We start from the raw sequence: 24,231 nt of genomic DNA on the forward strand, positions 1-24,231 counted from the left end.
CGTCATTGCACCTCGTAGCGGCCGTTGCCGGTGCCGACGATCGTCGCGCTGCCGACGGCCGAATGCAGCGTCACGCGCACCGGCGTGTCGACGCTCTCGGTGCCGAACACGACGCGGTTCGCGCGCGTGTCGGAGCCCGGGTAGTCGATGTCGGCGCCCGTGACGCCGCCATCCCAGTCGCGCGGGCGCAGCAGGTCGTCGCGCAGCGTGCGCCAGCCGTCGGGCGAGCTCACGTCGAAACGGAAGCCATGCGCGGTCGGTTGCCACGCGATCGGGCGCGCGCGCACCTGTGCTTCATCGCCGGCGGTCTCGAACAGCAGCGCGATGCGCTGCGCTTCCTCGCGCAGGTCGGTGCGCGGATTGCGCGTCAGCGACAGCGACGCGAGCGACACGAGCAGCCCCGCGATCACGAGCACGACCAGCATTTCGAGCAGCGTGAAGCCGCGCGCGAGCGAGCGCGAGCGCCGCACGCCGTGCTTCATCGGCCCGCCATCGGCGCGCGCCGATACGGACGGCGCCGTGCCGCGATGCGCACGGCAATCGCGGCCGCGGCGGGAAGTCGTGCGAATGGCGAGCATGAAGAGCGGGAACGAAGCGTCGGGACGATCAGCGCCGGCTTATTGCCACGAACCGATGTCGGAGTCGTTGCTCTCGCCGCCTTCCTTGCCGTCGGCACCATAGCTGAACACGTCGATCTCGCCATGCACGCCCGGATTCAGGTACTTGTACCCGTTACCCCACGGATCGTTCGGCAGGCGCTCGAGATAGCCGCCGTCCTTCCAGTTGTTCGGGATCGGATCGGTGGACGGCTTCTGGATCAGCGCGTTCAGGCCCTGTTCCTGGGTCGGGTAACGGCCGTTGTCGAGACGGTACAGCTTGAGCGCCTGCATGATCGTGCCGATGTCCTGCTTCGCGGCGATGCGGCGTGCCTCGTCCGGGCGGCTCATGATCTTCGGCACGATCAGCGCCGCCAGGATCCCGAGGATCGCGACCACCACCATGATCTCGATCAGCGTGAAACCGCGCTGACGACGCACGGCCGCGTTGCGGCGAGTGATCCACGTTTGCATGACTGACTACCTCTTTCCAAAAAATGTCGTCGATTGAGTGACGCACCCGGCGCACCGGACGATTACCTGACAGCAACCTTCCGGACCCGCGGGCGCGGAGCACGCATTGTAAGGCGCGCGTCGCCGAGGGCTTTCACCCAACGCAAATTTCATATACATCCGTACAATAGCGCGCATGAACGCGCTCTCGATCCGGATCCTTTCCCTAGCCCTCTTCGCGGGTTTGTGCGCGACGGCCACCTACTGGGTCGTCACGCTGTCGGCCCGCGAAGCGCCGCTGCCCGCCGCCGCCGCGCGGCCGCCGATCCGCACCGAGGACGCCGCGGCGCTCTTCGGCGGTCAGCTCGACAAGAATCCCGTGCAGGACATCCACCTGTTCGGCATCCTCGCGCTCCAGCGCGGCGCCGCCGCGATCATCGGCATCGGCGGCGAACCGCCGCGCGCCGTGTCGCTCGGTGCCGAGGTCGCGCCCGGCGCGAAGCTCGCCGAAGTCCGCCCCCGCTCGATCATCGTCGACCGCAACGGCGCCCGCGCCGAAATCCAGCTTCCGGCGAACACGCCGTCCCCCGCGATCTACATGCGCTGAACGGCGACGGCCTCATCGACCATCAGGGGCCGTCACTGCACCATGTTGTTCAGCTCGATGATCGGCAGCATCACGGCCAGCACGATCACGAGCACGATGCCGCCCATCGCCAGGATCAGCAGCGGCTCGAGCAGGCTCGTCAGGAACATCGTGCGGCGTTCGAGCTCGCGCGCTTCGCCTTCGGCCGCGCGATCCAGCATCGTCGTCACGTCGCCCGTCGCTTCGCCGGAACGGATCAGGTGCACGAGCACCGGCGGAAACGTCTTCACGTTGTTCAGCGCGCGCGACAGCGCGGAGCCTTCGCGCACGCGCACGATCGCGTCGTCGATGTTCGCGCGCATCGCGCGGTTCGACAGCGTCTCGCCGGCCGCCTGCAGCGCGCGCAGGATCGGCACGCCGGCCGCGGTGAGGATGCCGAGCGTGCTCGCGAAGCGCACCGTGTTGTAGCCGCGCACGAGCTTGCCCGCGAGCGGCGCGGTCAGCACCCAGCGGTCGAACGCGAGCCGCGGCCCGGCGCGGGACAGCGTCGCCTTCACGAACCAAACGACGAGTGCGACCACGATCAGGATCGCCCACCACCAGTGCCGCACGAATTCCGACAGCGCCATCATCACGACCGTGAGGATCGGCAACTGCTGTTTCGTGCTCGCAAACACGTTGACGACCTGCGGCACCACGTAGCTCAGCAGGAACGTGACGATGCCGAACGCGATCAGCGTGACGATGCCCGGATACGTGAAGGCCAGCAGGATCTTCTGCTTCAGCGCGTTGCTCTGCTCGATGTAGTCGGCCAGGCGCGACAGCACGATGCCGAGCTTGCCCGTGTGCTCGCCCGCCGCGACGAGCGCGCGGTAGATTTCCGGAAAATCGCGCGGATGCTGGCCCAGCGCATTCGCGAGCGAATGGCCGCCGAGCACCTCGGCGCGGATCGCGGCCATCAGTTCGCGGATGTAGTCGCGTTCGGTCTGCTCGGTCAGCACGCCGAGCGCCTCGTCGAGCGGCAGCCCCGCGATCAGCAGGCTCGCGAGCTGGCGCGTGAGGATCGCCTGTTCGCGCTGCGACAGCTTGCGGCCGAACGCGAGCCGCTGCGTACGCGCGCCGCGCGTCGCGCTGGCGGCCGGCTCGACGACGAGCGGCGTGAGCCCCTGCGTGCGCAACTGGCCGCGCGCGGAACGCGCGCTGTCGGCATCGATGACGCCTTTCTGCGCGTGTCCCGCCGCATCGATCGCTTCGAAACGGAATGCCGGCATCGCGCTATGCGCCTCCCGTCACGCGCAGCACTTCCTCGAGCGACGTCGCGCCGGCGGTCAGCCAGCGTTCGGCGTCGTCGCGCAGCGTGCGCATCCCTTCCGCGCGGCTGGTGGCCAGAATCTCCGCGTCGGCCGCATTGCGATGGATCAGTGAGCGGATCGTATCGTCGACCAGCAACAGTTCGTATACACCGCGCCGGCCCGCGTAGCCCGAATGCCCGCACTTGTCGCAGCCGACCGGATGCCACAGCGTGCGGCCATCCTCGTGCCGCTCTTCCTTGCAGACGGGGCAGAGCTGCCGCACCAGGCGCTGCGCGAGCACGCCGAGCAGCGACGATGCGAGCAGGTACGGCTCGACGCCCATGTCGGTCAGACGCGTGACGGCCGATGCCGCATCGTTCGTGTGCAGCGTCGCGAGCACCAGGTGGCCCGTCAGCGACGCCTGCACCGCGATCTGCGCGGTTTCGAGGTCGCGGATTTCGCCGATCATGATCACGTCCGGATCCTGGCGCAGGATCGAGCGCAGCGCACGGGCAAAGGTCATCCCGATCCGCTCGTTCACCTGCGTCTGGCCGATGCCGCCAAGGTCGTATTCGATCGGATCCTCGACGGTCATGATGTTGGTCGTCGCGGTTTCGAGCCGCGACATCGACGCATACAGCGTCGTCGTCTTGCCCGAGCCCGTCGGGCCCGTGACGAGCACGATGCCGTGCGGTCGCGCAATCAGCTTGTCGAACTGGACGAGCGTGTCGCGGCCCATCCCGAGCGCTTCGAGATTCAGGCGCTTCGCATCCTTTTCCAGCAGGCGCAGCACCGCGCGCTCGCCGTGCCCGGTCGGCAGCGTCGACACGCGCACGTCGACCGGCCGGCCGCCGACGCGCAGCGTGATGCGGCCGTCCTGCGGCAGCCGTTTCTCCGCGATGTCGAGCTGCGCCATGATCTTGATCCGCGAGATCAGTGCGCCGTGCAGCGCCTTCTTCGGGCGCACGACGTCGCGCAGCGTGCCGTCGACGCGAAAACGCACGACGGACGAATTCTCGAACGGCTCGATGTGAATGTCCGATGCCTGTTCGCGCGCCGCTTGCGTGAGCAGCGCGTTGATCATCCGGATGATCGGCGCGTCGTCTTCCGATTCGAGCAGATCCTCGACTTCCGGAATGTCCTGCATCAGCCGCGACAGGTCGACTTCGCCTTCGACCTCGCCGACCACCTGCGCGGCGCTGCCGTCATGACGCGAGTAGGCCTGGTTGATCGCCTGCGCAAGCTCGTCGGCCGGCACGCGGTGCACGGAAATCGAGCCGAAGTTGCGCGCGATCTCCGCGAGCGCGGCGTCGCTCGTGCGTTCGCTGATCCACACCTCGAGCGTGTCGTCGAGCTGGTGCGCGATCAGCACCTGGCCGCTCTTCGCGAAGCCGTACGGCAACAGGCGCGCGGCAAGCGGCGACGGCGGCTGCCGGTCGCCCGGCGCGCCGTCGTGGGCGGAAGACGCGAGCATGTCGCTCACTGCGAGGCTCCCGGGGCGGTCAGCGGCTGTTGCGGCACCGCCTGCTGCGGCACGCTCTGCGGCTGCGCGGGCGTCTGCTCCGGCAACGGCTGGGCCGGAACCGGCACGACCTGACGCTGCACCTGCTGGCGGCGCATCTTGTCGAGATCGAACAGGTTCCCTGCCGGTGTGCCACCCTGGCTCGGGCCGAGCGGCATGGGCGGGACGATCGGGTCGTCCTTGTCGCGAATCACGTTGTTGTCCGACTTGTACGCGCCCGTCACGCCCTGGATGTAGTCGTAGCGGTTGGCCGTGACTTCCTGCGCGGTACTGCGATCGGAGATGATCACCGGGCGCAGGAACACCATCAGGTTGGTCTTCTGGCGCTGCTTCGATTCCGAACGGAACAACTGGCCGATCCACGGGATGTCGCCGAGCAGCGGTACCTTGCTGTTCGACACCTGGTAGTTGTCCTGCATCAAACCGCCGAGCACGATGATCTCGCCGTTGTCCGCCAGGATCGTCGACTGGATCGAGCGCTTCGTGAAGGTCGGGCCGGTCTGCGCGTTGGTGGTACCGCTGACGACCGCCGAATCCTCCGTGTAGAGCTGCAGCTTCAGGATCCCGCCGTCGGTAATCTGCGGCTTCACGTGCAGCGTCAGGCCGACGTCGCGACGGTCGTAGGTATTGAACGCATTGCTCGTCGTACCGCTCGTCAGGTTCGAATACGAACCGGTCGCGATCGGCACGTTCTGGCCGACGACGATCTTCGCTTCCTCGTTGTCGAGCGTGATCAGGTTCGGCGTCGACAGCACGTTCGCGTCGCTCACGCCCGCGAAATACTGCAGCAACGCGCCAAGCCCCTGTACGCCGAACATGTTGTGCAGCCAGCCGATGTTGAGGCCTTGGCTCAACGCCCCGAGATTGGAAGCCAGCCCGCCTCCGGTGATCCCGCCGGCGGCGTTGGTCACGCCGCCCGCCGTCAGGTTGACGATGCTGTTGCCCAGGCCCAGCCCGGGGTTCAGGTTCGTGCCGCCGAGAAACTGGCCGCTCGCCACCTGCCACTGGATGCCGAGGTTGCCCTGCGTCGTCGAGTTCAGCTCGACGATCAGCGCTTCGATATAGACCTGCGCACGCCGCGCGTCGAGCTGGTCGATCACCGAGCGCAGGTTCCGGTAAACCGGATCGGACGCGGTGATGATCAGCGAGTTGGTCGCCGCATCGGCCTGGATCATCCCGCCCGGCTGGTTGTCGTCGCTCTTTTCCTTGTCGCCGCCAAGCAGGCCGCCGGAGCCGAGTCCGCCGCTGCCGGACGTGCCGCCGTACGACGACGAGGACGACGAACCGCCGAGGCCGCCCGACGGCAGCGGCGGGGTGCCGGACGACCCGGTCGAGAAGTTGCCGCTCGACGACGAGCCGCCGCTCTGGTTGAAGCTGTTCGCATCGTTGGACGACGCCGACGAGCCGCTGTCGTTGCCGCCCTTGCCGAGCATCCCGCGCAGCGTCTTCGCGAGCTTCACCGCATCGGCGTTGCGCAGCGGCACGACGTGCATGTTGCCGGGCACCGCGCTCGGCGCATCGAGCTGCTGTACGAGGCGCTTCGCGGCCGCGAGGCGCGAAGCGCTCGACGCGCGCAGCATCAGCGAGTTGGTGCGCGGGTCGGCCGTGACCGACACCTTCAGCGTTGCATCGCTGTTGCCGATCGCGCCCGGATCGAGCATTTTCTGCAACTGCGCGGCGAGGTCGATCGCGTTCGCGTTGCGCAGCGGAACGACCTGCACCTGCGCGCCCGCGGCGCTGTCGACGCCCGCGATGATCTGCGCGATGCGGCGCACGTTGTCCGCATAGTCGGTCACGACGATCGTGTTGTTCGCCGGGTAGGCCGTCACCGTGTTGTTCGGCGAGATCAGCGGCCGCAGCACGGGCAGCAGGTTGTTCGCCGATTCGTTGTGCAGCTCGAACACCTGCGTGATCACCTGGTCGCCGCGCGCCTGCGGCGCATTGCCGACATAGGTCGGCACGCCCTGCAGCTTCGCGTCGGCCTCGGGCACGACCTTCAGCACGCCGTGATCCTGCACGAGCGCGAAGCCCTGCATGCGCAGCGCCGACTGCAGCGTCTTCAGCGCCTGGTCTTCCGGCACCGGACGTTCGGCAACGAGGTTGAGCTGCCCCTTCACACGGGGGTCGACGATGATGGTCTTGCCGGTTGCGGCGCCGATCGCCTTCGCGACCTGGTCGATATCCGCATTCACGAAGTTGAGCGTGACCTGAGCGTAGGCGGCCTGCGAGACGATGATGCCGGCGACGACGAGGGTCGTGGCAATGCGCCGCATAACGAAGCGATTTCTTGTCATGGATGAATGGGTCGATGCCGGCTCAGGCCGCTTCCGGCGGTAGTGCTGGGATCCAAGTCCGAAAAAGGCGACATTAGCAGTTTTTCATGTCCGAAATATCACATTGATCCGAAGACTGTCTCACATACGACATGTATCCGGCGAGTCGTATGCAATATGTAAGATTCCGCGCCATACCGGCATGCCGGCCATCGCCCCCGTTTCGCGATGAACCGACACGGAAATGCGGTATAACCCGGCTGTCGTATTTCCGCATGTCGCAACCTGACGGACTGTCGGTATGATACGTGCGACAAGTTTCTCGCCGCACGAATAACAGGCACGGGTTTTCCCGATCCTCGCACAATTCCTTTTCATTTTCGCCCCATGAACAGACGGTTCGCTTCGATTGCGTGGATTGCCGCCGGCGTGTGGTTCGCCAGCGCAAACGCTCGCGCGGATTGTTTCGACGAGGCGGCCAGATACCAGCAGGTCAATCCGCTGATCCTGCGCGCGATCGCGTGGCAGGAATCGCGTAACCGGCCCGGCGCGCTGAACAAGAACACGAACGGCTCGATCGACTACGGCCTGATGCAGATCAATTCGGTTCACCTGTCGACGCTGTCGCGCTACGGGATCGACCGCGGCACGCTGATGGAACCATGCAAGAACGTGTACATCGCCGCGTGGCATCTGAAACAGAAGATGAACCGCTACGGCAACACGTGGCAGGCCGTCGGCGCCTACCATTCCGAAACGCCGTCGCTGCGCGACAAGTACGCGCGGCAGATCGCCGGCATCCTGACGCAATGGAAGCTGCTGCCGCCCGCGCCATGACGTCGCGCCGCATCGCGGCCTGACGCGGCGCCGGCCGCCCGGCGCGCGTTTGATGCACAATGCGGGCTCACGCCGCAGGTTCGCCCGTCCGCGGGCCGATCGCGCCCCGGAAGGGCGCCGCGGCCGCTTTTTCATCTTTTCCGTTGGTGTGTACCGCAATGAACCAGCCGTTGCCCGTCACCGTGCTGTCCGGCTTCCTCGGCGCCGGCAAGACCACGCTGCTCAATCACGTCCTCGCGAACCGTGCGGGCCTGAAAGTCGCCGTGATCGTCAACGATCTCGCGGCGGTCAACATCGACGCGTCGCTCGTGCGCGACGCGCAGGCGCTGTCGCGCGTGGAAGAACGCCTCGTCGAAATGTCGAACGGCTGCATCTGCTGCACGCTGCGCGACGACCTGCTCGTCGAGATTCGCAATCTCGCGTCCGAAGGCCGCTTCGACGCGATCATGATCGAATCGACCGGTATCGCCGAGCCGATGCCGATCGCCGAAACCTTCACGTTCGTCGATGACGACGGCGAGTCGCTGTCGAAAATCGCGCGGCTCGACACGCTCGTCACCGTGGTCGATGCGTACAACTTCCTGCGCGACTACGGCTCCGACGACGCACTCGCGACGCGCGGCATCGCCGCATCGGAAGAAGACGATCGCACGCTCGTCGAACTGCTGATCGAGCAGATCGAATTCTGCGACGTGCTGGTGATCAACAAGGCCGACCTCGTCGGCGCGGACGAACTCGCGCGCCTGCAGCACATCCTCGCGCGGCTCAATCCGCGCGCGCATCAGGTCGTGTCGACGTTCGGCAACGTGCCGCTCGACGAAGTACTGAACACGGGCCGCTTCGATTTCGACGAAGCCGCGAATGCGCCGGGCTGGCTCGCGTCGCTCGATCACGATCACACGCATTGCGACGACCCCGAATGCCATGACGAACATCATGCGCACGTGCACGGCGAAGCCGACGAATTCGGGATCGGCAATTTTGTTTACCGCGCGCGCCGGCCGTTCCATCCGGCACGACTCTGGGCGCTGCTGCACCAGGAGTGGCCGGGCGTGCTGCGCAGCAAGGGCTTCTTCTGGCTCGCGACGCGCAACGACATCGCGGGCTCGCTGTCGCAGGCGGGTGGAGTATGCCGGCATGGCCCGGCGGGTCTCTGGTGGGCCGCGCAGGATCGCGCGGAATGGCCGGACGACGACGAGCTGCTCGCCGAAATCCGCGCCGAATGGCACGGCGATCTCGACGACCGCACGGTCGGCGATCGCCGGCAGGAACTCGTGCTGATCGGCATCGCGCTCGACGCCGATGCATGGCGCGAGAAACTCGACGCGTGCCTGCTCACCGATGCGGAATTCGCCGTCGGCGCGGCGGGATGGAGCGCGTTCGACGATCCGTTCCCGGCGTGGGATGTCGATTCGCACGACGACGACGATCACGGCGACACGCAAATCGTGCACGCGTAACGGCATAGTAACGGCTTGTAAAAACAACCGTTAAATCTTGCAAGAGCGGCGCGGACTGTGGCGAAAATGCCGCGCGCGCCCAACAAAAAACCCGCCGAAAGGCGGGTTTTTTCTGGAACAGGCGCTGGTTTAACGCTTGTTGACGGCGTCCTTGAACGCCTTGCCAGCCGTGAACTTGACCGTCTTGGCTGCCGGGATCTTGATGGTTTCGCCGGTCTTCGGGTTGCGGCCCGTACGTGCTGCGCGCTTGCCCGAACCGAAGCTGCCGAAGCCGATCAGCTGAACCGCATCACCCTTCGACACGGCCTTCTTGATGACTTCGAGCAGCGTGTCCAGCGTTTCGCCGGTTTGAGCCTTGCTGGCGCCCGTTTGGGCGGCGACGGCGTCGATCAGTTCCTGTTTGTTCATTAAGGTTCCTTTATCAGGTTAGGTTGACACGAACAGCGCGAACGCGCCGATTATACGTGCGCGAACCGTGCCGTCGAGAGTCAGACTCCGACGACACAGCGCCGAATCCTGGCCCGCGCGACGCGCCCTCCGGCTTGCCGGCGGCCACCCCGCGGTACGGCGTTGCTATGATAGCGCAGCGCAAACCCAATAACGACAAGGGTTTCAAAGATTTTCATCAGTATTTCGCCGAATGAATCGTCGATTGCCAGTTTTTTGACCTGCGCCAACCGGACAGGATACGCAGCGCCGTCCGCCCGTGCGCGGCCCCGTTGGCTTTTTCCAACGGCCGCTCGGACGACCTCGCGCAATCCCTTGCCAGGCTTGGCTGCCACGTTTTTTGTTTCGCATGCCCGACCGACTTGTTCCCGCCACGCTCGCGCTTCGCGACGACGGCACGCTCGCTTCGCCCGAGTACGGCGACCTCCATCGCGGCGCATCAGGTGCGCTTGCGCATCACCTGTGCGTCTCCGGCAACGGGCTGCCGGCGCGCTGGCAAGGCCGCCGCACGTTCACGATCGTCGCGACGGGATTCGGCGCGGGCAGCCACTTCCTCGCGACATGGGGCGCGTGGCGCGACGATCCGGCGCGCTGCGAGCGGCTGCATTTCGTCGCAGTCGAGCCGCATCCGTTCTCGCGCGACGACCTGCGCCGCGCGGTTTCGCATATCGTTGCGAACACAACCATATCGGCCGACGTCGACGCCCTGGTCGACGCCTGGCCGATGCTCGTGCCGGGCCTGCACCGGCTGGAATTCGACGCAGGGCGTGTGGTGCTCACGCTCGCGTTCGGCGATGCCGTCGACATGCTGACCAAGCTCGTCGCGCGCGCCGATGCGTTCCATCTCGACGGCTTCACGTCGTCGAACGACGCGGATCTCCGCGCGACCGACGTGGTTCGTGCGCTCGCGAAAATCGCCGGCGAAGGCGCGACGTTTGCAACGCATGCGAATTCCGGCGCCGTGAAACACGCACTCGGCGAATCGGGTTTCACGTATCGTGAAGTCGACGATTCGCTCGTCGGCGAATATGCGCCGCGCTGGCGTACGCGCCGGCACGAGCCGCCGCGCGCACTGCCCGTTGCGGCACGCCGCGCGATCGTGATCGGCGCGGGCCTGGCCGGCTGCGCGGTCGTCGAACGCCTGGCCGCGCGCGGCTGGGACGTCACGCTGATCGAGCGGCACGAACGGATCGCGAGCGAAGCGTCGGGCAATCCGGCCGGCGTATTCCATCCGCTGATGACACGCGACGACAACGTCGCAAGCCGGCTCACGCGCAGCGGCTTCCTGCACGCGATCGCACGCTGGCGCGCACTCGAACGCTCGGGCCATGCGTTCGCGCGCAGCACGCACGGAATGATCCATCTTGCCGAATCGGCCGGCGACTTCGCGCGGATGCGCGACGCATTCGATGCGTTCGGCGCACCGTCCGACTATGCATCGCTGCTCGATACCGATGCCGCGCGCGCACATCTGAACCTGCCGGTCGCGCATGGCGGCCTGCTGTTTCCGCACGGCGGCGCCGTCTGGCCGGCCGGGCTGTGCGCGGCGCAATGCGCGGCGGCCGGCGAACGCGTGCGCTTGCTCGCGTCCACCGACGTCGCGCGGCTCGAGCGACGCGGCGACGCATGGCATGCGCTTGATTCGACGGGCGGCACGCTGGCCGAAGCGCCCGTCGTCGTGCTTGCGAACGCGGGCGACGCCGTGCGTCTCGCGGGGCTGCAGCATGTCGTGCTGCAACCGGTGCGCGGCCAGCTCACGCTGCTGCCGCCGGGCAGTACTGCACCGCTGCCGTGCCCGGCGATCGGCGACGGTTACGCAGTGCCGCTCGACGACGGCACGCTGCTGATCGGCGCGACATTCGAACCCGACGACGTCGATCCGGCGATGCGCGCAGCCGGCCACGTCGAAAACCTCGACCGCGTGCGGTACCTGCTGCCGGGCCTGATCGGCGACGTTCCGGATCTCGGCACGCTGCGCGGCCGCGTTGCATTCCGCTGGGTCGTCGCCGATCGTCTGCCGCTGATCGGCCCGCTCGCGGACGAAGCGCAGGCCGTCGCGAACGCACGCGCGCTGAGCGGCGCAAAGGCGCGCGACCTGCCGCGCACGCCCGGCCTCTACGGCGCATTCGGTTTTGGTTCGCGCGGCCTCGTGTGGGCCGCGCTCGGCGCCGAACTGATCGCATCGCAACTCGAAGGCGAACCGTGGCCGCTCGAGCGCGAACTCGCCGAAGCCGTCGATCCCGCACGCTTCCTGATCCGCGCACTGCGCGCACGCCGCATCGGTTCGGCCGGCTGACCGGCCGCGCGAATCGTTCACAGTTTCCCGATTTCCCCGTGCAAGGTTATCCACCCAATGCTGTGGATAACCTTGCGAAATCCACACGCACTTCGTGTGTAATCACAGTGGACGTAAACTGGGCAACTCGGCACAGCTGTGAGGCGGCCCCAAAGTTGCTCATCTCAAACTTCTGTGCACGAACAGCCTGTGCAACGGGTTATGGTTTCGCCAACACATTGATCCATCAGCGTAAACCGAAGTTATCCACAGAACTGTGCGTCCTTTGTTAACTTCTACTACGTATATATACAAGTAAACCTTTGAAACCAAAGACCTGTGGTGCCGCACAGCGCCGCGAGTCGTATTCAATGGGTTCCAGACCGAAAAAGCTGTGGCACAATCGGTTTCCTTCGCGTTCGTCCGGCCAGGCGCCGGACAAGCTTCAATGGAACGGTCGGCACGATTTCGAATCTGAATCTTCGAGACTGCGCAGTCCGTTCACACACCAGGCCGACAATCCAGATCGGCAACCTGTGCGACTTTCCGCCGGATGGCGGAACAGGCGGACCCCATGTCCCGCCGTCGTCGACCACAACAATCACATTCGGGGCGATACCCAGCCGGCGCGCATCCATTTCTGACGCTTGACCCCGCGTCGCTGGCGGTTGCTTCCAAAGGAGAAGTCACCACGATGAAGTCGGCGTTCTCATTTCTGCCCAACTGGCCGCTCGCGCCGGATGCCGTGTTCTGGGCCGGGCTCGCGCTGTTCGCGGCCGGCCTGTGTGGCGAACTGTGCTATCGCGCATGGCGCCTGCCGCGCATCACCGGTTATGCGGTAATCGGCCTCGTCGCCGGTTCGTTCGGATTCGGCGTGATCGACGCAAGCACCGACGAAACGTCGCGGCTGCTGATCGACGTCGCGCTCGGCCTGCTGCTGTTCGAGCTCGGCAGCCGCCTCGACCTGCGCTGGATCCGGCGCAATCCGTGGCTCGTCGCGTCGAGTCTCGCGGAAGCCACGCTGACGTTCGTGCTCGTGCTGTTCGTGATGCTTGCGCTCGGCGTGTCGGGAATGGTCGCGCTCGTGCTGTCGGCGATCGCGATCGCGACGTCGCCGTCGATGGTGATCCAGCTCAAGACCGAACTGCGCGCGGAAGGGCAGGTGTCGCAGCGCCTCATCACGCTCACGGCGCTCAACAGCGTGTACGCGATCGTGCTGACCAAGCTCGTCACGAGCTGGCTGCACCAGGAAGCGTACGGCAACGTGTTCGCGACGATCCTGCAGCCGCTCTACCTGATCGCCGGTTCGTTCATCGTCGCGTATCTCGTCGCGCGTTCGTGCAATTTCCTGTTCCGCCACATGACGTCGACGATGCGCGACGAGCATTCGTTCGTCGCGCTGTTCGGGCTCGTGATGCTGGCGATCGCGGTGGCACAGGCGCTGAAGCTGTCGACGCTGCTCACGCTGCTGCTCGCGGGCATCATCGTGAAGAACCTCGAAGCGCGTCCGCAGCTGTGGCCCGAGCATTTCGGCACGGCCGGCTGGCTGCTGACGGTGGTCCTGTTCGTGCTGACGCTCACGTCGTTCACGTGGGGCGACATCGCACTCGGCGGGCTGCTCTCGATCGTGCTGATCGTCACGCGGCTTGTCGCGAAGCTGGCCGGCGTCGTCGCGTTCGCGAAGCCGAGCGGCATCGGGATGAAGCAGGGCGTCGCGCTCGGCATCGCGCTGACGCCGATGTCCGCACTGTCGTACCTGCTCGTCGACGATACCTACCAGCTCTATCCGAATTTCGACCCGCACCTGCGCGCGATCGTGATGTGCACGATCGTGATCCTGCAGCTCGTCAGCCCGTTCGTGGTCTACCGCTGCCTGTCGGCGGTCGGCGAACGCAGCGACAGCAACTGATTCCGGAACCTGCCATGGCACTCGAAACCTTCGTCAATTCCGAACCGTTCACGTTCGGCGTCGAACTGGAGATCCAGGTCGTCAACACGCACAACTACGACCTGACCAAGGCTGCATCCGACCTGATGCGCCTGATCCAGGGCGAGACCTTTCCGGGCAACATCACGCCGGAAATCACCGAGAGCATGATCGAGCTGTCGACCGGCATCTGCCATTCGCACGAGCAGGCGGTCAGCGAGCTGCATGCGATCCGCGACGTGCTCGTGAAGGCGGCCGACCAGCTCAACGTCGGGCTCGCCGGCGGCGGCACGCACGCGTTCCAGCAATGGAGCGACCGGCAGATCTACGATGCGCCGCGCTTCCAGTACATCTCCGAGTTGTACGGCTATCTGGCCAAACAGTTCACCGTGTTCGGCCAGCACGTGCACATCGGCTGTCCCGATCCCGACAGCGCACTGTTCCTGCTGCACTCGATGTCGCGCTTCATTCCGCACTTCATCGCGCTGTCCGCGTCGTCGCCGTTCGTGCAGAACGTCGACACGGGCTTCCATTCGGCACGCCTGAATTCGGTGTTCGCGTTCCCGCTGTCGGGCCGCGCGCCGTTCGTGCTGACCTGGGACAGCTTCGAGGAGTACTTCATGAAGATGGTGAACACGGGCGTCGTCAACTCGATGAAGGATTTCTACTGGGACATCCGCCCGAAGCCCGGCTACGGGACGATCGAGGTGCGGGTGATGGATACGCCGCTGTCGGTCGATCGGGCAGCGGCGATCGCCTGCTACATCCAGACGCTCGCGCGCTACCTGCTGACCGACCGGCCGTTGAAGCTGTCGGAGGACGACTACCTCGTCTATACGTTCAATCGTTTCGAAGCGTGCCGCTTCGGGCTCGAGGGCACCTGCGTGAATCCTCAGACGGGTGAACGCCGCACGATCGCGGAAGACATCCTCGACACGCTCGACCGGATCGCGCCGCATGCGGCCGCGCTCGGTTCGCGCGCGGCGCTCGACGAGATCGGTGCGCTGGCGAAGGCGCGCGTGAACGACGCATCGTGGTTGAGAACCGTTTTCAAACAGGAAAAATCGCTGAACGAAACGGTCCGGCAGCAGTGCTTACGCTGGCGTGAATGAAAAAATGTTTTGCAGATTGCGGGCTCGACCGCGTTGCGATTCGCTGAACGACAGCCGGCCCGGTTTCAGGCCGAAATCGTTGCCAGTCGCCCCGAAAATCTGTGGATAACCCGACATTCCTCTGCAAAGTCAACGATCTGCGGGCGGGATAACCCGGTGGATCAATGCCATTCGCCCGATGGCCGATCCGAACAGGAAAATGCCGGCGCAGCCCGTTTCGCGGTGCGCGGCATTGCAGGCACAACGAAAAAATTCAGTTATCCAGTGATTTTCCACAGAATGCGGGGGATAACTTAGCTGTGCGATTTTCCGCTCTCGCTTAGAATGTCGGCTTTGCGGACACCGGAACGACGCGTGTCTCACCGGTCGCCGCGAATGCGACCGCCGCGTGTGCCTCGCGACGGCCGTGCTGACGCACTCGCAAGAGCGCGTCTGTTTTGAGATGGACATTCGATCTCCACACTACGGCCGCTCGGCATTCCGGGCGGCGGCAAAGCGAAAAGACTATGAGCGAAGGCGTTTACGGGAACCAGGCTTCGGGACGTGTCACCCACAGCCTGCTGCGGTTGAGTACGGCCATGCGAAGCCAGGCATGGGATTGGGCGGAAGGCGCGGGCCTGACGCCGACGCAGGGCGAAATTCTCGTGCTGCTGCTGCAGCGCAAGGGTCCGATGCGGCTCGGCGAGATCGCGCGCGAGACGCAGCTCACCGCGGCGACCACGAGCGATGCGGTCAGCACGCTCGAGACGAAGGGGCTCGTCGAGAAGCGCCGTGCGCTGGACGACGGCCGCGCACTGGCCGTGCGCCTGTCGGCCCGTGGCCGTACGGCCGCGAAGAAGGCGCTGCAATGGCCTGAATTCCTGACGAAAGCGGTCGGCAAGCTCGGCGCGGACGAGCAGGGCGCACTGTATCGCGCGCTGCTGAAGACGCTGCGCGAGCTGCAGGTGGCCGGCGCGACGCCGCCGCAGCGCATGTGCGTGACGTGCGCCCACTTCCAGCCGGGCAAGCTGTCGAAGAAGACCGTGCATTACTGCGCGGCGCTCGACATCTCGATGTCCGACAGCGACCTGCGTCTCGACTGCTCGGTGCAGGAAGAAGCCGACGCGGCGACGCAGAAGAAGACCTGGAAGATTTTCGCAGGCTGACGTCCGTCGATCGACCGGGAGGCCGATGATGAACGCTGAAGTCGTGGCGATCCGCCATGTGCATTTCGAGGATCTCGGGAGCTTCGAGCAGGTGCTCGGCGAACGGGGCCGGCGGGTGCGCTATGTAGACGTCGGGTCGTCGCGGTTCGAGGTGCTCGACGTGCTCCAGCCGTCGCTGTTCGTCGTGCTCGGCGGGCCGCTCAGCGTGTACGACGATGCGCAGTATCCGACGATTGCGCCGCTCGCGGCGCTCGTGCGCCAGCGCATCGACGCGGGGCTGCCGATCCTCGGCATCTGCCTCGGCGCGCAGTTCATCGCCCGTGCGCTCGGCGCGCGCGTTTATCCGGCTGCACAGCACGAACTCGGCTGGGCGCCGCTGACGCTCACCGATGCCGGTCGCGCGTCGCCGCTGCGCCATCTCGATGGCGCGGCGACATCGATGCTGCACTGGCACGGCGATACGTTCGACCTGCCGGGCGGCGCGATCCATCTCGCATCGACGCCGGCCTGCCGCCACCAGGCATTCGCATGGGGGCAGCACGTGCTGGCGCTGCAGTGCCATCCGGAAATCCGCACCGACCGCTTCGAACCGTGGCTGATCGGGAACGCCGGCGAAATCGCGGCGACGCCGGGCATGGACGCCCGTCAGTTGCGCGCCGATACCGCGCAGCACGGCCCCGCGCTCGAGACGGCCGCGCGGCGCATGTTCGCGGAGTGGCTCGACAGCATCGGGCTCTGACGCCGCGGGCGACGCCGTTCGCCGCGAATCCCTGGCCCGGCCCGCATCCGTTGCAGGCCGGCGCATCGCTGCTTGCAACGCATTTCCCGCCGCGCCGGCAACCTGCTGCCGGCCGTACCTGACCATCCGCTTACTGCCGACCGCGCCATCTGCACGCTTCAAGCCCGCGTGCTACGCTCGTCCGCTCTTTCCCTTTCCAGGCGAGCGGCCTCCATGACTGCGCTGTTTTCCCCGTTCACGCTGCGCGGCGTGACCCTTCCGAACCGGATCGTGATCTCCCCGATGTGCCAGTATTCGGCCGAACGCGGCGAAGCGACCGACTGGCACATGATTCACCTCGGCCATCTCGCGCTGTCGGGCGCGGGCCTGCTCTGCATCGAGGCGACTGCGGTGGAGCCCGACGGGCGCATCACGCACGGCGACCTCGGCCTTTGGGACGATGTGACCGAAGCCGCGCTGAAGCCCGTGCTGGCCGCGATCCGCAAGCATTCGCCGGTCCGCATCGCGATGCAGTTGTCGCATGCGGGGCGCAAGGCGTCGAGCGACGTGCCCTGGCAGGGCGGTCAGCTCGTGTCCGTCGCCGACGGCGGCTGGCTGCCGCATGGGCCGTCGGCCGTACCGCACAAGGAAGGCGAGACGCCGCCGCTCGCGCTCGATGCCGCAGGCCTGAACCGGATCCGCGATGCGTTCGCGGCGGCCGCGAAGCGCGCCGCGCGGCTCGGCATCGACGCGATCGAAGTGCATGCCGCGCACGGCTACCTGCTGCACCAGTTCCTGTCGGCGCTCGCGAACTGGCGCACCGACGAATACGGCGGCTCGCGCGAAAACCGGATGCGTTTTCCGCTCGAGATCTTCGAGATCGTGCGCGCGGCGTTTCCGGAGGATCGGCCGGTCGGCGTGCGCGTGTCCGCGACCGACTGGGTCGAAGGCGGCTGGGAGCTCGACGACACGATCGCGTTCGCGCACGAACTGAAGCGCCGTGGCTGCGACTGGATCGACGTGTCGTCCGGCGGCGTGTCGCCGCTGCAGAAGATTCCGCTGGCGCCCGGCTACCAGGTGCCGTTCGCGCAGGCCGTGAAGCGCGCGGTCGGCATGCCGACGATGGCGGTCGGCCTGATCAACGAGCCCGCGCATGCGAACCGGCTCATCGAGGCCGGCGATGCCGATTTCGTCGCGATGGCGCGCGCGATGCTGTACGACCCGCGCTGGCCGTGGCATGCGGCGGCCGAGCTCGGCGCGCAGGTGACGGCGCCGCCGCAGTACTGGCGCTCGCAGCCGCGCGAGCACAAGGCGTTGTTCGGCGACATCGCGTTCGGCCAGCGTTGACGCGTCAAGCGCGCAATATTGCGCGCGATGTTGAACGAAGCAATATCGAACGTGTAGGATGCGGATGATTCGCCGCATGCCCCGACGCGGCACCGACCGGTGCCGCGTTTTCGTTTGGCGCGCGCCAGGTCGCGATCGCGGCCGTCTTCCATTCATTCGTCTTCACAAGGATTCGTTCGATGAGTTCACGCAGGATCGCGGTGCGCCGCTCGGGAGTACACGGCAAGGGCGTGTTCGCGGTGGCGCCGATCAGGGCCGGCGAACGCGTAGTGGAATACAAGGGCGAGCGAATTTCGTGGAAGGAAGCGCTGCGTCGCCATCCGCACGATCCGAGCGAGCCGAACCATACGTTCTACTTCGCACTGGACGAAGGCGGCGTGATCGACGGCAAGGTCGACGGCAACAGCGCGCGCTGGATCAACCATTCGTGCGCGCCGAACTGCGAAGCGGAGGAGGTCAAGGGCCGCGTGTATATCCACGCGCTGCGCGACATCGGGCCGGAAGAGGAGCTGTTCTACGACTACGGCCTCGTGATCGACGCGAAGCTGACGAAGAAGCTCAAGCGCGAATACGCATGCCATTGCGGCGCGGCTTCGTGCCGCGGCACACTGCTCGCGACGTCGGACGACGGCGAGAAGAAGAAAAAGAAGAAGGACAAGAAGGACGGCAAGTCCGAGTCCAGCGCGAAGGACAAGAAAAACAGGAAGTGACGCAGGCGGCCGCGCATCGTGCGCTGCCGCTTCAGCAGTCCTTCCCGTTTCCTTATCCGTCGGGCGGTCCGGTCAACGCTCGCCCGACGCGAATCGCCCGATGGTCGCTCAATGCGCCGACGCGGCGGCCGGCGTTTCGCTGGCCGGTTTCTCCGTGCGCTGGGCGAGCGGCACCCGCACCACGAAGCGCGAACCGCCTTCCGATGCATCCTCGTACGACACGGTGCCGCCATGCATCGCGATGATGTCGTGCACGATCGCGAGGCCGAGCCCGGCCCCCGTCTCGACGCCGTTGCCGCTTTGCGCGTCGCCGCGGAAGAAGCGCTTGAACAGGTCGGCCTGCTGGTTAGCGGGTACGCCCGGGCCGTTGTCCTCGACGACGATCTCGGCGGCCGGCTGGCCGTCTTCGAGCGCACTGCGCGCGACGTTCACCGTGATCCGCGCACCGTCCGGCCGCGCGAGCGGCACGTATTTCAGCGCATTGTCGAGCAGGTTCGCGATCACCTCGCGCAGCAGCACGGGGTTGCCGCGCACAATCAGCTTCTCGTCGTCGCCGGGGTCGTCGCTGCGCTGGAAGCCGAGGTCGACATGCGACGCGAGCGCACGCGGCACCCACTCGGCACCCGTTTCGAACGCCATCGCCGCGAGGTCGACGTCGACGAACCGCGCGGCCTGTTCGCCCGGCTCCGCGCGCGCGAGCGACAGCAACTGATTCGACAGCCGCACCGCGCGGTCGGCGGCCGCACGCAGCTCGCGCACCGCGGCGAAGGTCTGGTGCGGGTCGCGCGCGACGGCCGCCTGCTCCGCATGCAGCTTCACGGCCGTGAGCGGCGTGCGCAACTGGTGCGCGGCATCGGCGATGAACTTGCGCTGCGCGTCGAGCGCGGTCTTCAGGCGGCCGAGCAGCGCATTCATCGCGCTCGTCAGCGGCCGGATCTCCAGCGGTACCTCGGTTTCGTCGACCGGTTCCAGCGACGTGTGGGTCTGCCGGTTCAGCGAATCGGCGAGATGCGTGAGCGGGCCGAGCTGCTGGTTCACGACACGCCACACGATGCCCCAGCCCGCGAGCAGCAGCAGCAGCAGCGGCATCATGATCGCGACGAGGAATTCGGCCGCGATCCGGTAGCGATGCCGCACCGGCTGCGCGACTTCGACGACCATCGGCTTGCCGCCTTCGACATTGTCGACGCGCACCTGCGCGACGCGCACCGCGCGGTTGTCGTACTCGGCCTCGAACACGTACGCGTGATGCATGCGGCGCACGTTGATGCCCCGCAGCGGCAGCTTCGGATCGCCGGCGAGTTCCTGTTCGCCGTCGCTGATCCGGTAGATCAGCGCTTCGGCGGGATCGGAAAACATCGCCTGCGCGAGCGGCGGCACCGTGAACGGCGCGTCAGGGCCGGCGATCTGGATCTGTTTCGAGATGGCGGTCGCGAGATCGGCGAGCGAGCGGTCGATCACGTGCTGCGTGTATTGCCACGCGAGCCAGTAGGCAATCAGGCCGCTCATCAGCGCGAGCATCGACAGCGGTGCGGCGAGGCGCCGGAGCAGCGAGCGGCGCAGGCTGGTGGTCACAGCCGGATCAGGAGACATTTCGACGGGCAAATGGATAAGCGCCGCTCACGGGGAGCGGCGCGGTCGTGCGCCGGGCGGCGACGCGGAGCAGGGCGCATAACGCCGGCGGCACACGGCCGGCCGGCGCTTGGCCGCTCAGACGCTCGCCGTCTGGCGGATTTCCTGCAGCAGGTAGCCGAAACCGCGCACCGTGACGATTTCGACGCGGCACTGCTCGAGTTTCTTGCGCACGCGGTGCACATAGACTTCGATCGCGGTATCGCCGAGATCGCCGCCGAAATGCGTGAGGTGATCCTGCAACTGGGCCTTGCTGACGACGCGGCCGTGACGCAGCAGCAGCATCTCGAGCACCGCGAATTCGCGCGGTGACAGTTCGAGCGGCTTGTCGTCGTTGAAGATGCGGCGGTCGACGCCCGACAGGCGGACGCCGCCGAGCGACACTTCCGGACGCGGCATGTCGCTGTGCGGGCCGCTGCGGCGCATCACCGCGCGGATGCGCGCTTCGAGCTCGGCCGGCTCGAACGGCTTGAGCATGTAGTCGTCGGCGCCCGAGTTCAGGCCCTGGATCCGGTCGTTCAGCTCGTCGCGTGCGGTCAGCACGATCACGGGCGTATGGCGGTTGGTCTGGCGGAAGCGCGTGAGCAGCGTCATTCCGTCGATGCCCGGCAGGCCGAGGTCGAGGATCACGAGTTCGTGGCGGTTTTGTGCCAGCGCCTGTTCGGCAAAAATGCCGTCATGCACCATGTCGACGGTGAAGCCAGCCTGCTCGAGGCTGCTCTGGATACCGCGTGCGATGGGGCGGTCGTCTTCGATCAGAAGGAGTCGCATGAAGTTCGCTCAAGTACAATGGGTTGGCGGTTCAGGCACGCGGACAGCACGAAGCCGTTTCCACAGGGGCGCCGCATCGCGTGACATCAAGCATGGCGGCCAGCGAACGATTAAATCCAATCATGTCCGATATTTCGATCAACGACCTTGAAGCCGCGATCAATTTCTGGCGCGCCCGCTCGCCGTCGAGCGGCGACGAACTCAAACTCTGCGAAGAGGCCAGCGCGCTCTCCAAGCCGTATGCGCTGCTGATTGTACAGCGCGAAAGCGCGCTGCAACTGGAAGGTTTGGACCCCAAGGCGCGGAAAGCATACGAGACTTACGTGCGGCTTAAGGATGGCTTGGAAAGCTGAAGGCTTTCGCTGACTACATCCTAGAAAACGTTCAGCGAAATGAAAAGTTGACGCCCGCGCGCCGAAAGACGCGCGGCGGCAGAAGAAGGGCTCAGGCGGCCGGTTGCGCGTGCGCGCCGGCGCGGTCGACGAACAGCGCGAGTTCGATGTCGCGTTCGGTCAGGCCGTCGGCGTCGTGGGTCGACAGCGTGACGTCGACGCGGTTGTACACGTTGAACCATTCAGGATGGTGGTTCATTTCCTGCGCCTTGATCGCGACGCGCGTCATGAAGCCGAACGCTTCGTTGAAATCGGCGAAGCGCAGGCTGCGCTGGATCGCGTCGCGGCCCGGCACGGCCGTCCAGAGCGGCAGGCCTTCGAGCCGGGTCTTGCGTTCTTCTGATGTGAGCTTGTGGATCATCTTGCACCTCTCGTTCGGTAACGGCGCCCGTGCGCGGCTGCGCCGCGCGGCGCAGCCGGCACCGGTCATTGTTTCATAGTTGTGGGACGGCCATCAGGCGACGGGTTGGCCGGCATCCGGCGCACGCTGGCGCGTTACGCGTCGGCGTCGTCAGGCCAGCCTTCGCCCGTGCCGCGATGCAACACGCGGTCGGTATCGAGCACCGCGCCAGCCGCGAATTCGGGCAGCGCCGCGAGCCGGTCGGCCAGCGCGCGGCCGTCGACGTCGGCGAGCGCGAACAACTGCGCGAAATCGTCGATCACGAAGTAGGTCTTCTGGAACGTGTCGATCCGGTATTTCGTGCGCATCACGCGTTCGAGGTCGAAGCCGAGCCGGTTCGGCGCCGCGCTTTCGAGGCTGTACAGGCTCTCGCCCTTGCTCGACACGATCCCGGCGCCGTAGATCGACAGCCCGTTCGTGCCGCGCGGGTCGCGGATCAGCCCGAATTCAACTGTATACCAGTAGAGGCGAGCGAGCCGCGCAAGCGCCGCTTCGTCGTCGGCGACCGCGAGCGCGGTGCGGCCGTACGCCTGCATGTAGTCGGCGAACACCGGGTCGATCAGCAGCGGCACATGGCCGAACAGGTCGTGGAAGCAGTCGGGTTCCTGCAGGTAGTCGAGCTGGTCGGGACGGCGCATCCACCACGTGACCGGAAAACGCCGGTTCGCGAGATGCCCGAAGAATACGCGGTCCGGCACGAGGCCCGGCACGGCGACGATTTCCCAGCCCGTCGCGGGCTTCAACTGGCGGTTCACGTCCGCGAACGACGGTACGCGATCGGCCGGCAGGTCGATCTTGCCGAGCCCCGCGACGAACGCGTCGCAGGCGCGCCCGCGCAGCAGCGCCGACTGGCGTGCATAGAGCTGCTTCCACACCGCATGGTCGACCTGGCCGTAACGTTCGAGCGACTGGTCGATGGTGAAATCTGCGCGGGTTTCGAGGCCCGCGTCGAACTGCTCCTGCAGTTTCGCGGTGACGACGGTGGACATGATCAGGCTCTGCACGCTGTGGTTGGGAACCATGCAAGTGTAGAGCGGCCTGCGCGCGGAATGGGCGCAAAGTTGGCGTTGATTTGCCTGATGATGCGATAATCTCGCATCAAATTGCGAATCAATGCGGAGAATGCTCATGCTGGAACTCGATCACTTCGATCTCGCGCTGCTGGACGTGCTGCAGCGCTTCGGTCGCGCGACGCATCAGCAGCTCGGCGAGGAGGTGCCGCTGTCGCCGTCGCAGATCGGCAGGCGGCTGCAGCGGCTCGAGGCGGCCGGCGTGATCGAAGGCTACCGCGTGATGCTGCGGCCCGAAAAGCTCGGGCTCGGCGTCACCGCGTTCACGAGCCTGAAGCTCAAGCACCACGGCGATTCGATCATCGAGCAGTTCCAGCAGCAGATCGACGTGCTGCCGGAAGTGCTCGAATGCCATGCGGTGGTGGGCGATGCCGACTACCTGCTGCGGATCGTCGCGCCCGACCTGAACGCGCTGTCGCAGTTCGTGATGAAGAAGCTGATGCGCGTGCCGGGCGTCGACAGCGTGCGCTCGAACATCGTGCTGACGACCTTCAAGCGCAACGGTGCGCTGCCGCTCGCGCACCTGGCGCCCGGCGCCGCGTGACGCGGCGGCCAGAGCAAGCCTGCTATTAGCGGGAACCGGCCCCAGGCGGCGCGTGCCGCACCGTCGCCGGCGGGGCCGGATCAGGCCGCTTCGTGCGGCGTGTCGGCGTTCAGCAGGTCGACGTACGCGACCGCGACGAGATCGTCCTGCGACACGCCGAGCCTCGTGAACACGTCGTGCGCTTCGGCTTCGCCGCCGGCTTCGTCGTCGTCGGGGCCGAGCACGACTTCCAGTTCGATGAAGTCGCCGAGGCCGTCGACGCGGTCGAGGTGGATGCGCGTGCGACCCGCGAGGTACACGTGCCGTTCCTTCGTCACGATCCCGCGCGTGGTCAGCGCGGTCGCGAGCAGCGCGTGCATCGCGTCGGGATTCGTCACGGGGCTGCGCGTGTAGTACGACGCCTTCGGGCCGTCGCGGTCGTCGCGCTGGTAGAAGATCAGTTCGGCCGGCGTGCCGTCCTCGAAGCGGCGCAGCTTCAGCCGGCCGCGCGGCACGTCATAGAAGAAATCCTGCTGGCGGTAGAACAGCGGCGCTTCGGCCGCGAGCGTCGCCGCGCGTTCGCGCAACTGGTCGAATTCGCGGGCGCGGGCTTTGATCTCGATGTTGCGGGCCATGCGGGTCTCCTTCAATCGGGGTCTCGCGGTGTGCGAACGCACAATCTAGCAAAAAGGCGGGGACGGCGGCGTGACGACGGGCAGGGGGCGGCGAGATGACGCGTGTTG

23 protein-coding genes are annotated in these 24,231 nt (G+C 66.3%); 12 read left to right on the top strand and 11 right to left on the bottom strand.

The window, feature by feature from the left end; genetic code table 11:
• Positions 1-2: 2 nt before the first annotated feature.
• A complete protein-coding gene (locus FPJ27_RS19510; protein ID WP_204425248.1) occupies positions 3-578 on the bottom strand; it encodes a GspH/FimT family pseudopilin in 576 nt (191 codons plus the stop codon).
• A 39-nt stretch (positions 579-617) separates the two neighbouring features.
• Complete coding sequence (gspG, locus tag FPJ27_RS19515) at positions 618-1,070, bottom strand: type II secretion system major pseudopilin GspG (protein WP_006751354.1); 453 nt, start codon at positions 1,068-1,070, stop codon at positions 618-620.
• A gap of 175 nt (positions 1,071-1,245) precedes the next feature.
• On the opposite strand from gspG, the gene FPJ27_RS19520 reads away from it, so the two are divergent.
• The gene (locus FPJ27_RS19520; protein ID WP_072442614.1) at positions 1,246-1,656 is read left to right on the top strand and encodes a type II secretion system protein N; all 411 of its coding nucleotides are present in this window, start codon (positions 1,246-1,248) and stop codon (positions 1,654-1,656) included.
• 32 nt (positions 1,657-1,688) lie between these two features.
• Here the strand turns inward: FPJ27_RS19520 and gspF are convergent, their stop codons facing one another.
• From gspF to gspD, 3 genes are read right to left on the bottom strand one after another with little or no spacing between them, the layout of a single operon-like run.
• Positions 1,689-2,906: a type II secretion system inner membrane protein GspF gene (gene gspF, locus FPJ27_RS19525; protein ID WP_072442616.1), complete on the bottom strand. Its 1,218-nt coding sequence runs from the start codon at positions 2,904-2,906 to the stop codon at positions 1,689-1,691.
• 4 nt (positions 2,907-2,910) lie between these two features.
• Positions 2,911-4,401 carry a type II secretion system ATPase GspE gene (gspE, locus tag FPJ27_RS19530; RefSeq protein WP_110281399.1) on the bottom strand — a complete coding sequence of 497 codons (1,491 nt, stop codon included), beginning with the start codon at positions 4,399-4,401 and terminating at the stop codon, positions 2,911-2,913.
• Positions 4,402-4,406: 5 nt separating this feature from the next.
• The gene (gene gspD, locus FPJ27_RS19535) at positions 4,407-6,743 is read right to left on the bottom strand and encodes a type II secretion system secretin GspD (protein ID WP_204425258.1); all 2,337 of its coding nucleotides are present in this window, start codon (positions 6,741-6,743) and stop codon (positions 4,407-4,409) included.
• Positions 6,744-7,109: 366 nt separating this feature from the next.
• Between gspD and FPJ27_RS19540 the strand changes: the two genes are divergently transcribed.
• Entirely contained in the window at positions 7,110-7,559 is a 450-nt protein-coding gene (locus tag FPJ27_RS19540; RefSeq protein WP_072442622.1) for a lytic transglycosylase domain-containing protein, read from the top strand.
• A 146-nt stretch (positions 7,560-7,705) separates the two neighbouring features.
• Positions 7,706-9,019, top strand: coding sequence for a GTP-binding protein (locus FPJ27_RS19545; RefSeq protein ID WP_275557403.1), 1,314 nt, complete (start codon positions 7,706-7,708; stop codon positions 9,017-9,019).
• Positions 9,020-9,148: 129 nt separating this feature from the next.
• Here FPJ27_RS19545 and FPJ27_RS19550 read toward each other — a convergent pair whose 3' ends face one another.
• The gene (locus tag FPJ27_RS19550) at positions 9,149-9,427 is read right to left on the bottom strand and encodes an HU family DNA-binding protein (RefSeq protein ID WP_006401505.1); all 279 of its coding nucleotides are present in this window, start codon (positions 9,425-9,427) and stop codon (positions 9,149-9,151) included.
• A gap of 388 nt (positions 9,428-9,815) precedes the next feature.
• On the opposite strand from FPJ27_RS19550, the gene mnmC reads away from it, so the two are divergent.
• The 7 genes from mnmC to FPJ27_RS19585 all read left to right on the top strand — a co-directional run bounded on the left by mnmC (position 9,816) and on the right by FPJ27_RS19585 (position 18,700).
• The gene (mnmC, locus tag FPJ27_RS19555; protein WP_204425260.1) at positions 9,816-11,762 is read left to right on the top strand and encodes a bifunctional tRNA (5-methylaminomethyl-2-thiouridine)(34)-methyltransferase MnmD/FAD-dependent 5-carboxymethylaminomethyl-2-thiouridine(34) oxidoreductase MnmC; all 1,947 of its coding nucleotides are present in this window, start codon (positions 9,816-9,818) and stop codon (positions 11,760-11,762) included.
• Positions 11,763-12,435: 673 nt separating this feature from the next.
• The gene (locus FPJ27_RS19560) at positions 12,436-13,650 is read left to right on the top strand and encodes a cation:proton antiporter (protein WP_034183813.1); all 1,215 of its coding nucleotides are present in this window, start codon (positions 12,436-12,438) and stop codon (positions 13,648-13,650) included.
• Positions 13,651-13,664: 14 nt separating this feature from the next.
• A complete protein-coding gene (locus tag FPJ27_RS19565; protein ID WP_034183814.1) occupies positions 13,665-14,780 on the top strand; it encodes a YbdK family carboxylate-amine ligase in 1,116 nt (371 codons plus the stop codon).
• A 506-nt stretch (positions 14,781-15,286) separates the two neighbouring features.
• Complete coding sequence (locus tag FPJ27_RS19570) at positions 15,287-15,925, top strand: MarR family winged helix-turn-helix transcriptional regulator (protein WP_072442632.1); 639 nt, start codon at positions 15,287-15,289, stop codon at positions 15,923-15,925.
• A gap of 28 nt (positions 15,926-15,953) precedes the next feature.
• A complete protein-coding gene (locus FPJ27_RS19575) occupies positions 15,954-16,664 on the top strand; it encodes a glutamine amidotransferase (RefSeq protein WP_204426328.1) in 711 nt (236 codons plus the stop codon).
• Between the two features lie 213 nt (positions 16,665-16,877).
• On the top strand, positions 16,878-17,990 hold the full coding sequence (locus FPJ27_RS19580) for an NADH:flavin oxidoreductase/NADH oxidase (protein WP_204425262.1): 1,113 nt from the start codon (positions 16,878-16,880) through the stop codon (positions 17,988-17,990).
• A gap of 179 nt (positions 17,991-18,169) precedes the next feature.
• The gene (locus FPJ27_RS19585; RefSeq protein WP_072442636.1) at positions 18,170-18,700 is read left to right on the top strand and encodes an SET domain-containing protein-lysine N-methyltransferase; all 531 of its coding nucleotides are present in this window, start codon (positions 18,170-18,172) and stop codon (positions 18,698-18,700) included.
• Positions 18,701-18,808: 108 nt separating this feature from the next.
• Here the strand turns inward: FPJ27_RS19585 and FPJ27_RS19590 are convergent, their stop codons facing one another.
• Positions 18,809-20,293 carry a sensor histidine kinase gene (locus FPJ27_RS19590; RefSeq protein WP_072442637.1) on the bottom strand — a complete coding sequence of 495 codons (1,485 nt, stop codon included), beginning with the start codon at positions 20,291-20,293 and terminating at the stop codon, positions 18,809-18,811.
• Positions 20,294-20,410: 117 nt separating this feature from the next.
• The gene (locus FPJ27_RS19595; protein WP_006401494.1) at positions 20,411-21,103 is read right to left on the bottom strand and encodes a response regulator transcription factor; all 693 of its coding nucleotides are present in this window, start codon (positions 21,101-21,103) and stop codon (positions 20,411-20,413) included.
• A gap of 122 nt (positions 21,104-21,225) precedes the next feature.
• Between FPJ27_RS19595 and FPJ27_RS19600 the strand changes: the two genes are divergently transcribed.
• Positions 21,226-21,456 carry a DUF3717 domain-containing protein gene (locus tag FPJ27_RS19600; RefSeq protein ID WP_034183818.1) on the top strand — a complete coding sequence of 77 codons (231 nt, stop codon included), beginning with the start codon at positions 21,226-21,228 and terminating at the stop codon, positions 21,454-21,456.
• Between the two features lie 91 nt (positions 21,457-21,547).
• On the opposite strand, the gene FPJ27_RS19605 is transcribed toward FPJ27_RS19600, so the two are convergent.
• Positions 21,548-21,856 (bottom strand): 4a-hydroxytetrahydrobiopterin dehydratase, encoded by a 309-nt coding sequence (locus FPJ27_RS19605; protein ID WP_072442639.1) that lies wholly within the window; start codon positions 21,854-21,856, stop codon positions 21,548-21,550.
• A 134-nt stretch (positions 21,857-21,990) separates the two neighbouring features.
• A complete protein-coding gene (phhA, locus tag FPJ27_RS19610; RefSeq protein WP_177318412.1) occupies positions 21,991-22,917 on the bottom strand; it encodes a phenylalanine 4-monooxygenase in 927 nt (308 codons plus the stop codon).
• A 106-nt stretch (positions 22,918-23,023) separates the two neighbouring features.
• Between phhA and FPJ27_RS19615 the strand changes: the two genes are divergently transcribed.
• Positions 23,024-23,509, top strand: coding sequence for an Lrp/AsnC family transcriptional regulator (locus FPJ27_RS19615; RefSeq protein ID WP_006408082.1), 486 nt, complete (start codon positions 23,024-23,026; stop codon positions 23,507-23,509).
• A gap of 80 nt (positions 23,510-23,589) precedes the next feature.
• Here FPJ27_RS19615 and FPJ27_RS19620 read toward each other — a convergent pair whose 3' ends face one another.
• Positions 23,590-24,123: a class IV adenylate cyclase gene (locus FPJ27_RS19620; protein ID WP_204425264.1), complete on the bottom strand. Its 534-nt coding sequence runs from the start codon at positions 24,121-24,123 to the stop codon at positions 23,590-23,592.
• Positions 24,124-24,231 lie beyond the last annotated feature (108 nt).

The organism is Burkholderia sp. MS455, from assembly GCF_016899445.1.
GTDB lineage: Bacteria > Pseudomonadota > Gammaproteobacteria > Burkholderiales > Burkholderiaceae > Burkholderia > Burkholderia pyrrocinia_C.

Coding starts and splice junctions, on each gene's coding strand:
- FPJ27_RS19510 (WP_204425248.1), bottom strand. CDS start 578: ATGCTCGCCATTCGCACGACTTCCCGCCGCGGCCGCGATTGCCGTGCG.
- gspG (WP_006751354.1), bottom strand. CDS start 1,070: ATGCAAACGTGGATCACTCGCCGCAACGCGGCCGTGCGTCGTCAGCGC.
- FPJ27_RS19520 (WP_072442614.1), top strand. CDS start 1,246: ATGAACGCGCTCTCGATCCGGATCCTTTCCCTAGCCCTCTTCGCGGGT.
- gspF (WP_072442616.1), bottom strand. CDS start 2,906: ATGCCGGCATTCCGTTTCGAAGCGATCGATGCGGCGGGACACGCGCAG.
- gspE (WP_110281399.1), bottom strand. CDS start 4,401: ATGCTCGCGTCTTCCGCCCACGACGGCGCGCCGGGCGACCGGCAGCCG.
- gspD (WP_204425258.1), bottom strand. CDS start 6,743: ATGACAAGAAATCGCTTCGTTATGCGGCGCATTGCCACGACCCTCGTC.
- FPJ27_RS19540 (WP_072442622.1), top strand. CDS start 7,110: ATGAACAGACGGTTCGCTTCGATTGCGTGGATTGCCGCCGGCGTGTGG.
- FPJ27_RS19550 (WP_006401505.1), bottom strand. CDS start 9,427: ATGAACAAACAGGAACTGATCGACGCCGTCGCCGCCCAAACGGGCGCC.
- mnmC (WP_204425260.1), top strand. CDS start 9,816: ATGCCCGACCGACTTGTTCCCGCCACGCTCGCGCTTCGCGACGACGGC.
- FPJ27_RS19560 (WP_034183813.1), top strand. CDS start 12,436: ATGAAGTCGGCGTTCTCATTTCTGCCCAACTGGCCGCTCGCGCCGGAT.
- FPJ27_RS19565 (WP_034183814.1), top strand. CDS start 13,665: ATGGCACTCGAAACCTTCGTCAATTCCGAACCGTTCACGTTCGGCGTC.
- FPJ27_RS19570 (WP_072442632.1), top strand. CDS start 15,287: ATGAGCGAAGGCGTTTACGGGAACCAGGCTTCGGGACGTGTCACCCAC.
- FPJ27_RS19575 (WP_204426328.1), top strand. CDS start 15,954: ATGAACGCTGAAGTCGTGGCGATCCGCCATGTGCATTTCGAGGATCTC.
- FPJ27_RS19580 (WP_204425262.1), top strand. CDS start 16,878: ATGACTGCGCTGTTTTCCCCGTTCACGCTGCGCGGCGTGACCCTTCCG.
- FPJ27_RS19585 (WP_072442636.1), top strand. CDS start 18,170: ATGAGTTCACGCAGGATCGCGGTGCGCCGCTCGGGAGTACACGGCAAG.
- FPJ27_RS19590 (WP_072442637.1), bottom strand. CDS start 20,293: ATGTCTCCTGATCCGGCTGTGACCACCAGCCTGCGCCGCTCGCTGCTC.
- FPJ27_RS19595 (WP_006401494.1), bottom strand. CDS start 21,103: ATGCGACTCCTTCTGATCGAAGACGACCGCCCCATCGCACGCGGTATC.
- FPJ27_RS19600 (WP_034183818.1), top strand. CDS start 21,226: ATGTCCGATATTTCGATCAACGACCTTGAAGCCGCGATCAATTTCTGG.
- FPJ27_RS19605 (WP_072442639.1), bottom strand. CDS start 21,856: ATGATCCACAAGCTCACATCAGAAGAACGCAAGACCCGGCTCGAAGGC.
- phhA (WP_177318412.1), bottom strand. CDS start 22,917: ATGGTTCCCAACCACAGCGTGCAGAGCCTGATCATGTCCACCGTCGTC.
- FPJ27_RS19615 (WP_006408082.1), top strand. CDS start 23,024: ATGCTGGAACTCGATCACTTCGATCTCGCGCTGCTGGACGTGCTGCAG.
- FPJ27_RS19620 (WP_204425264.1), bottom strand. CDS start 24,123: ATGGCCCGCAACATCGAGATCAAAGCCCGCGCCCGCGAATTCGACCAG.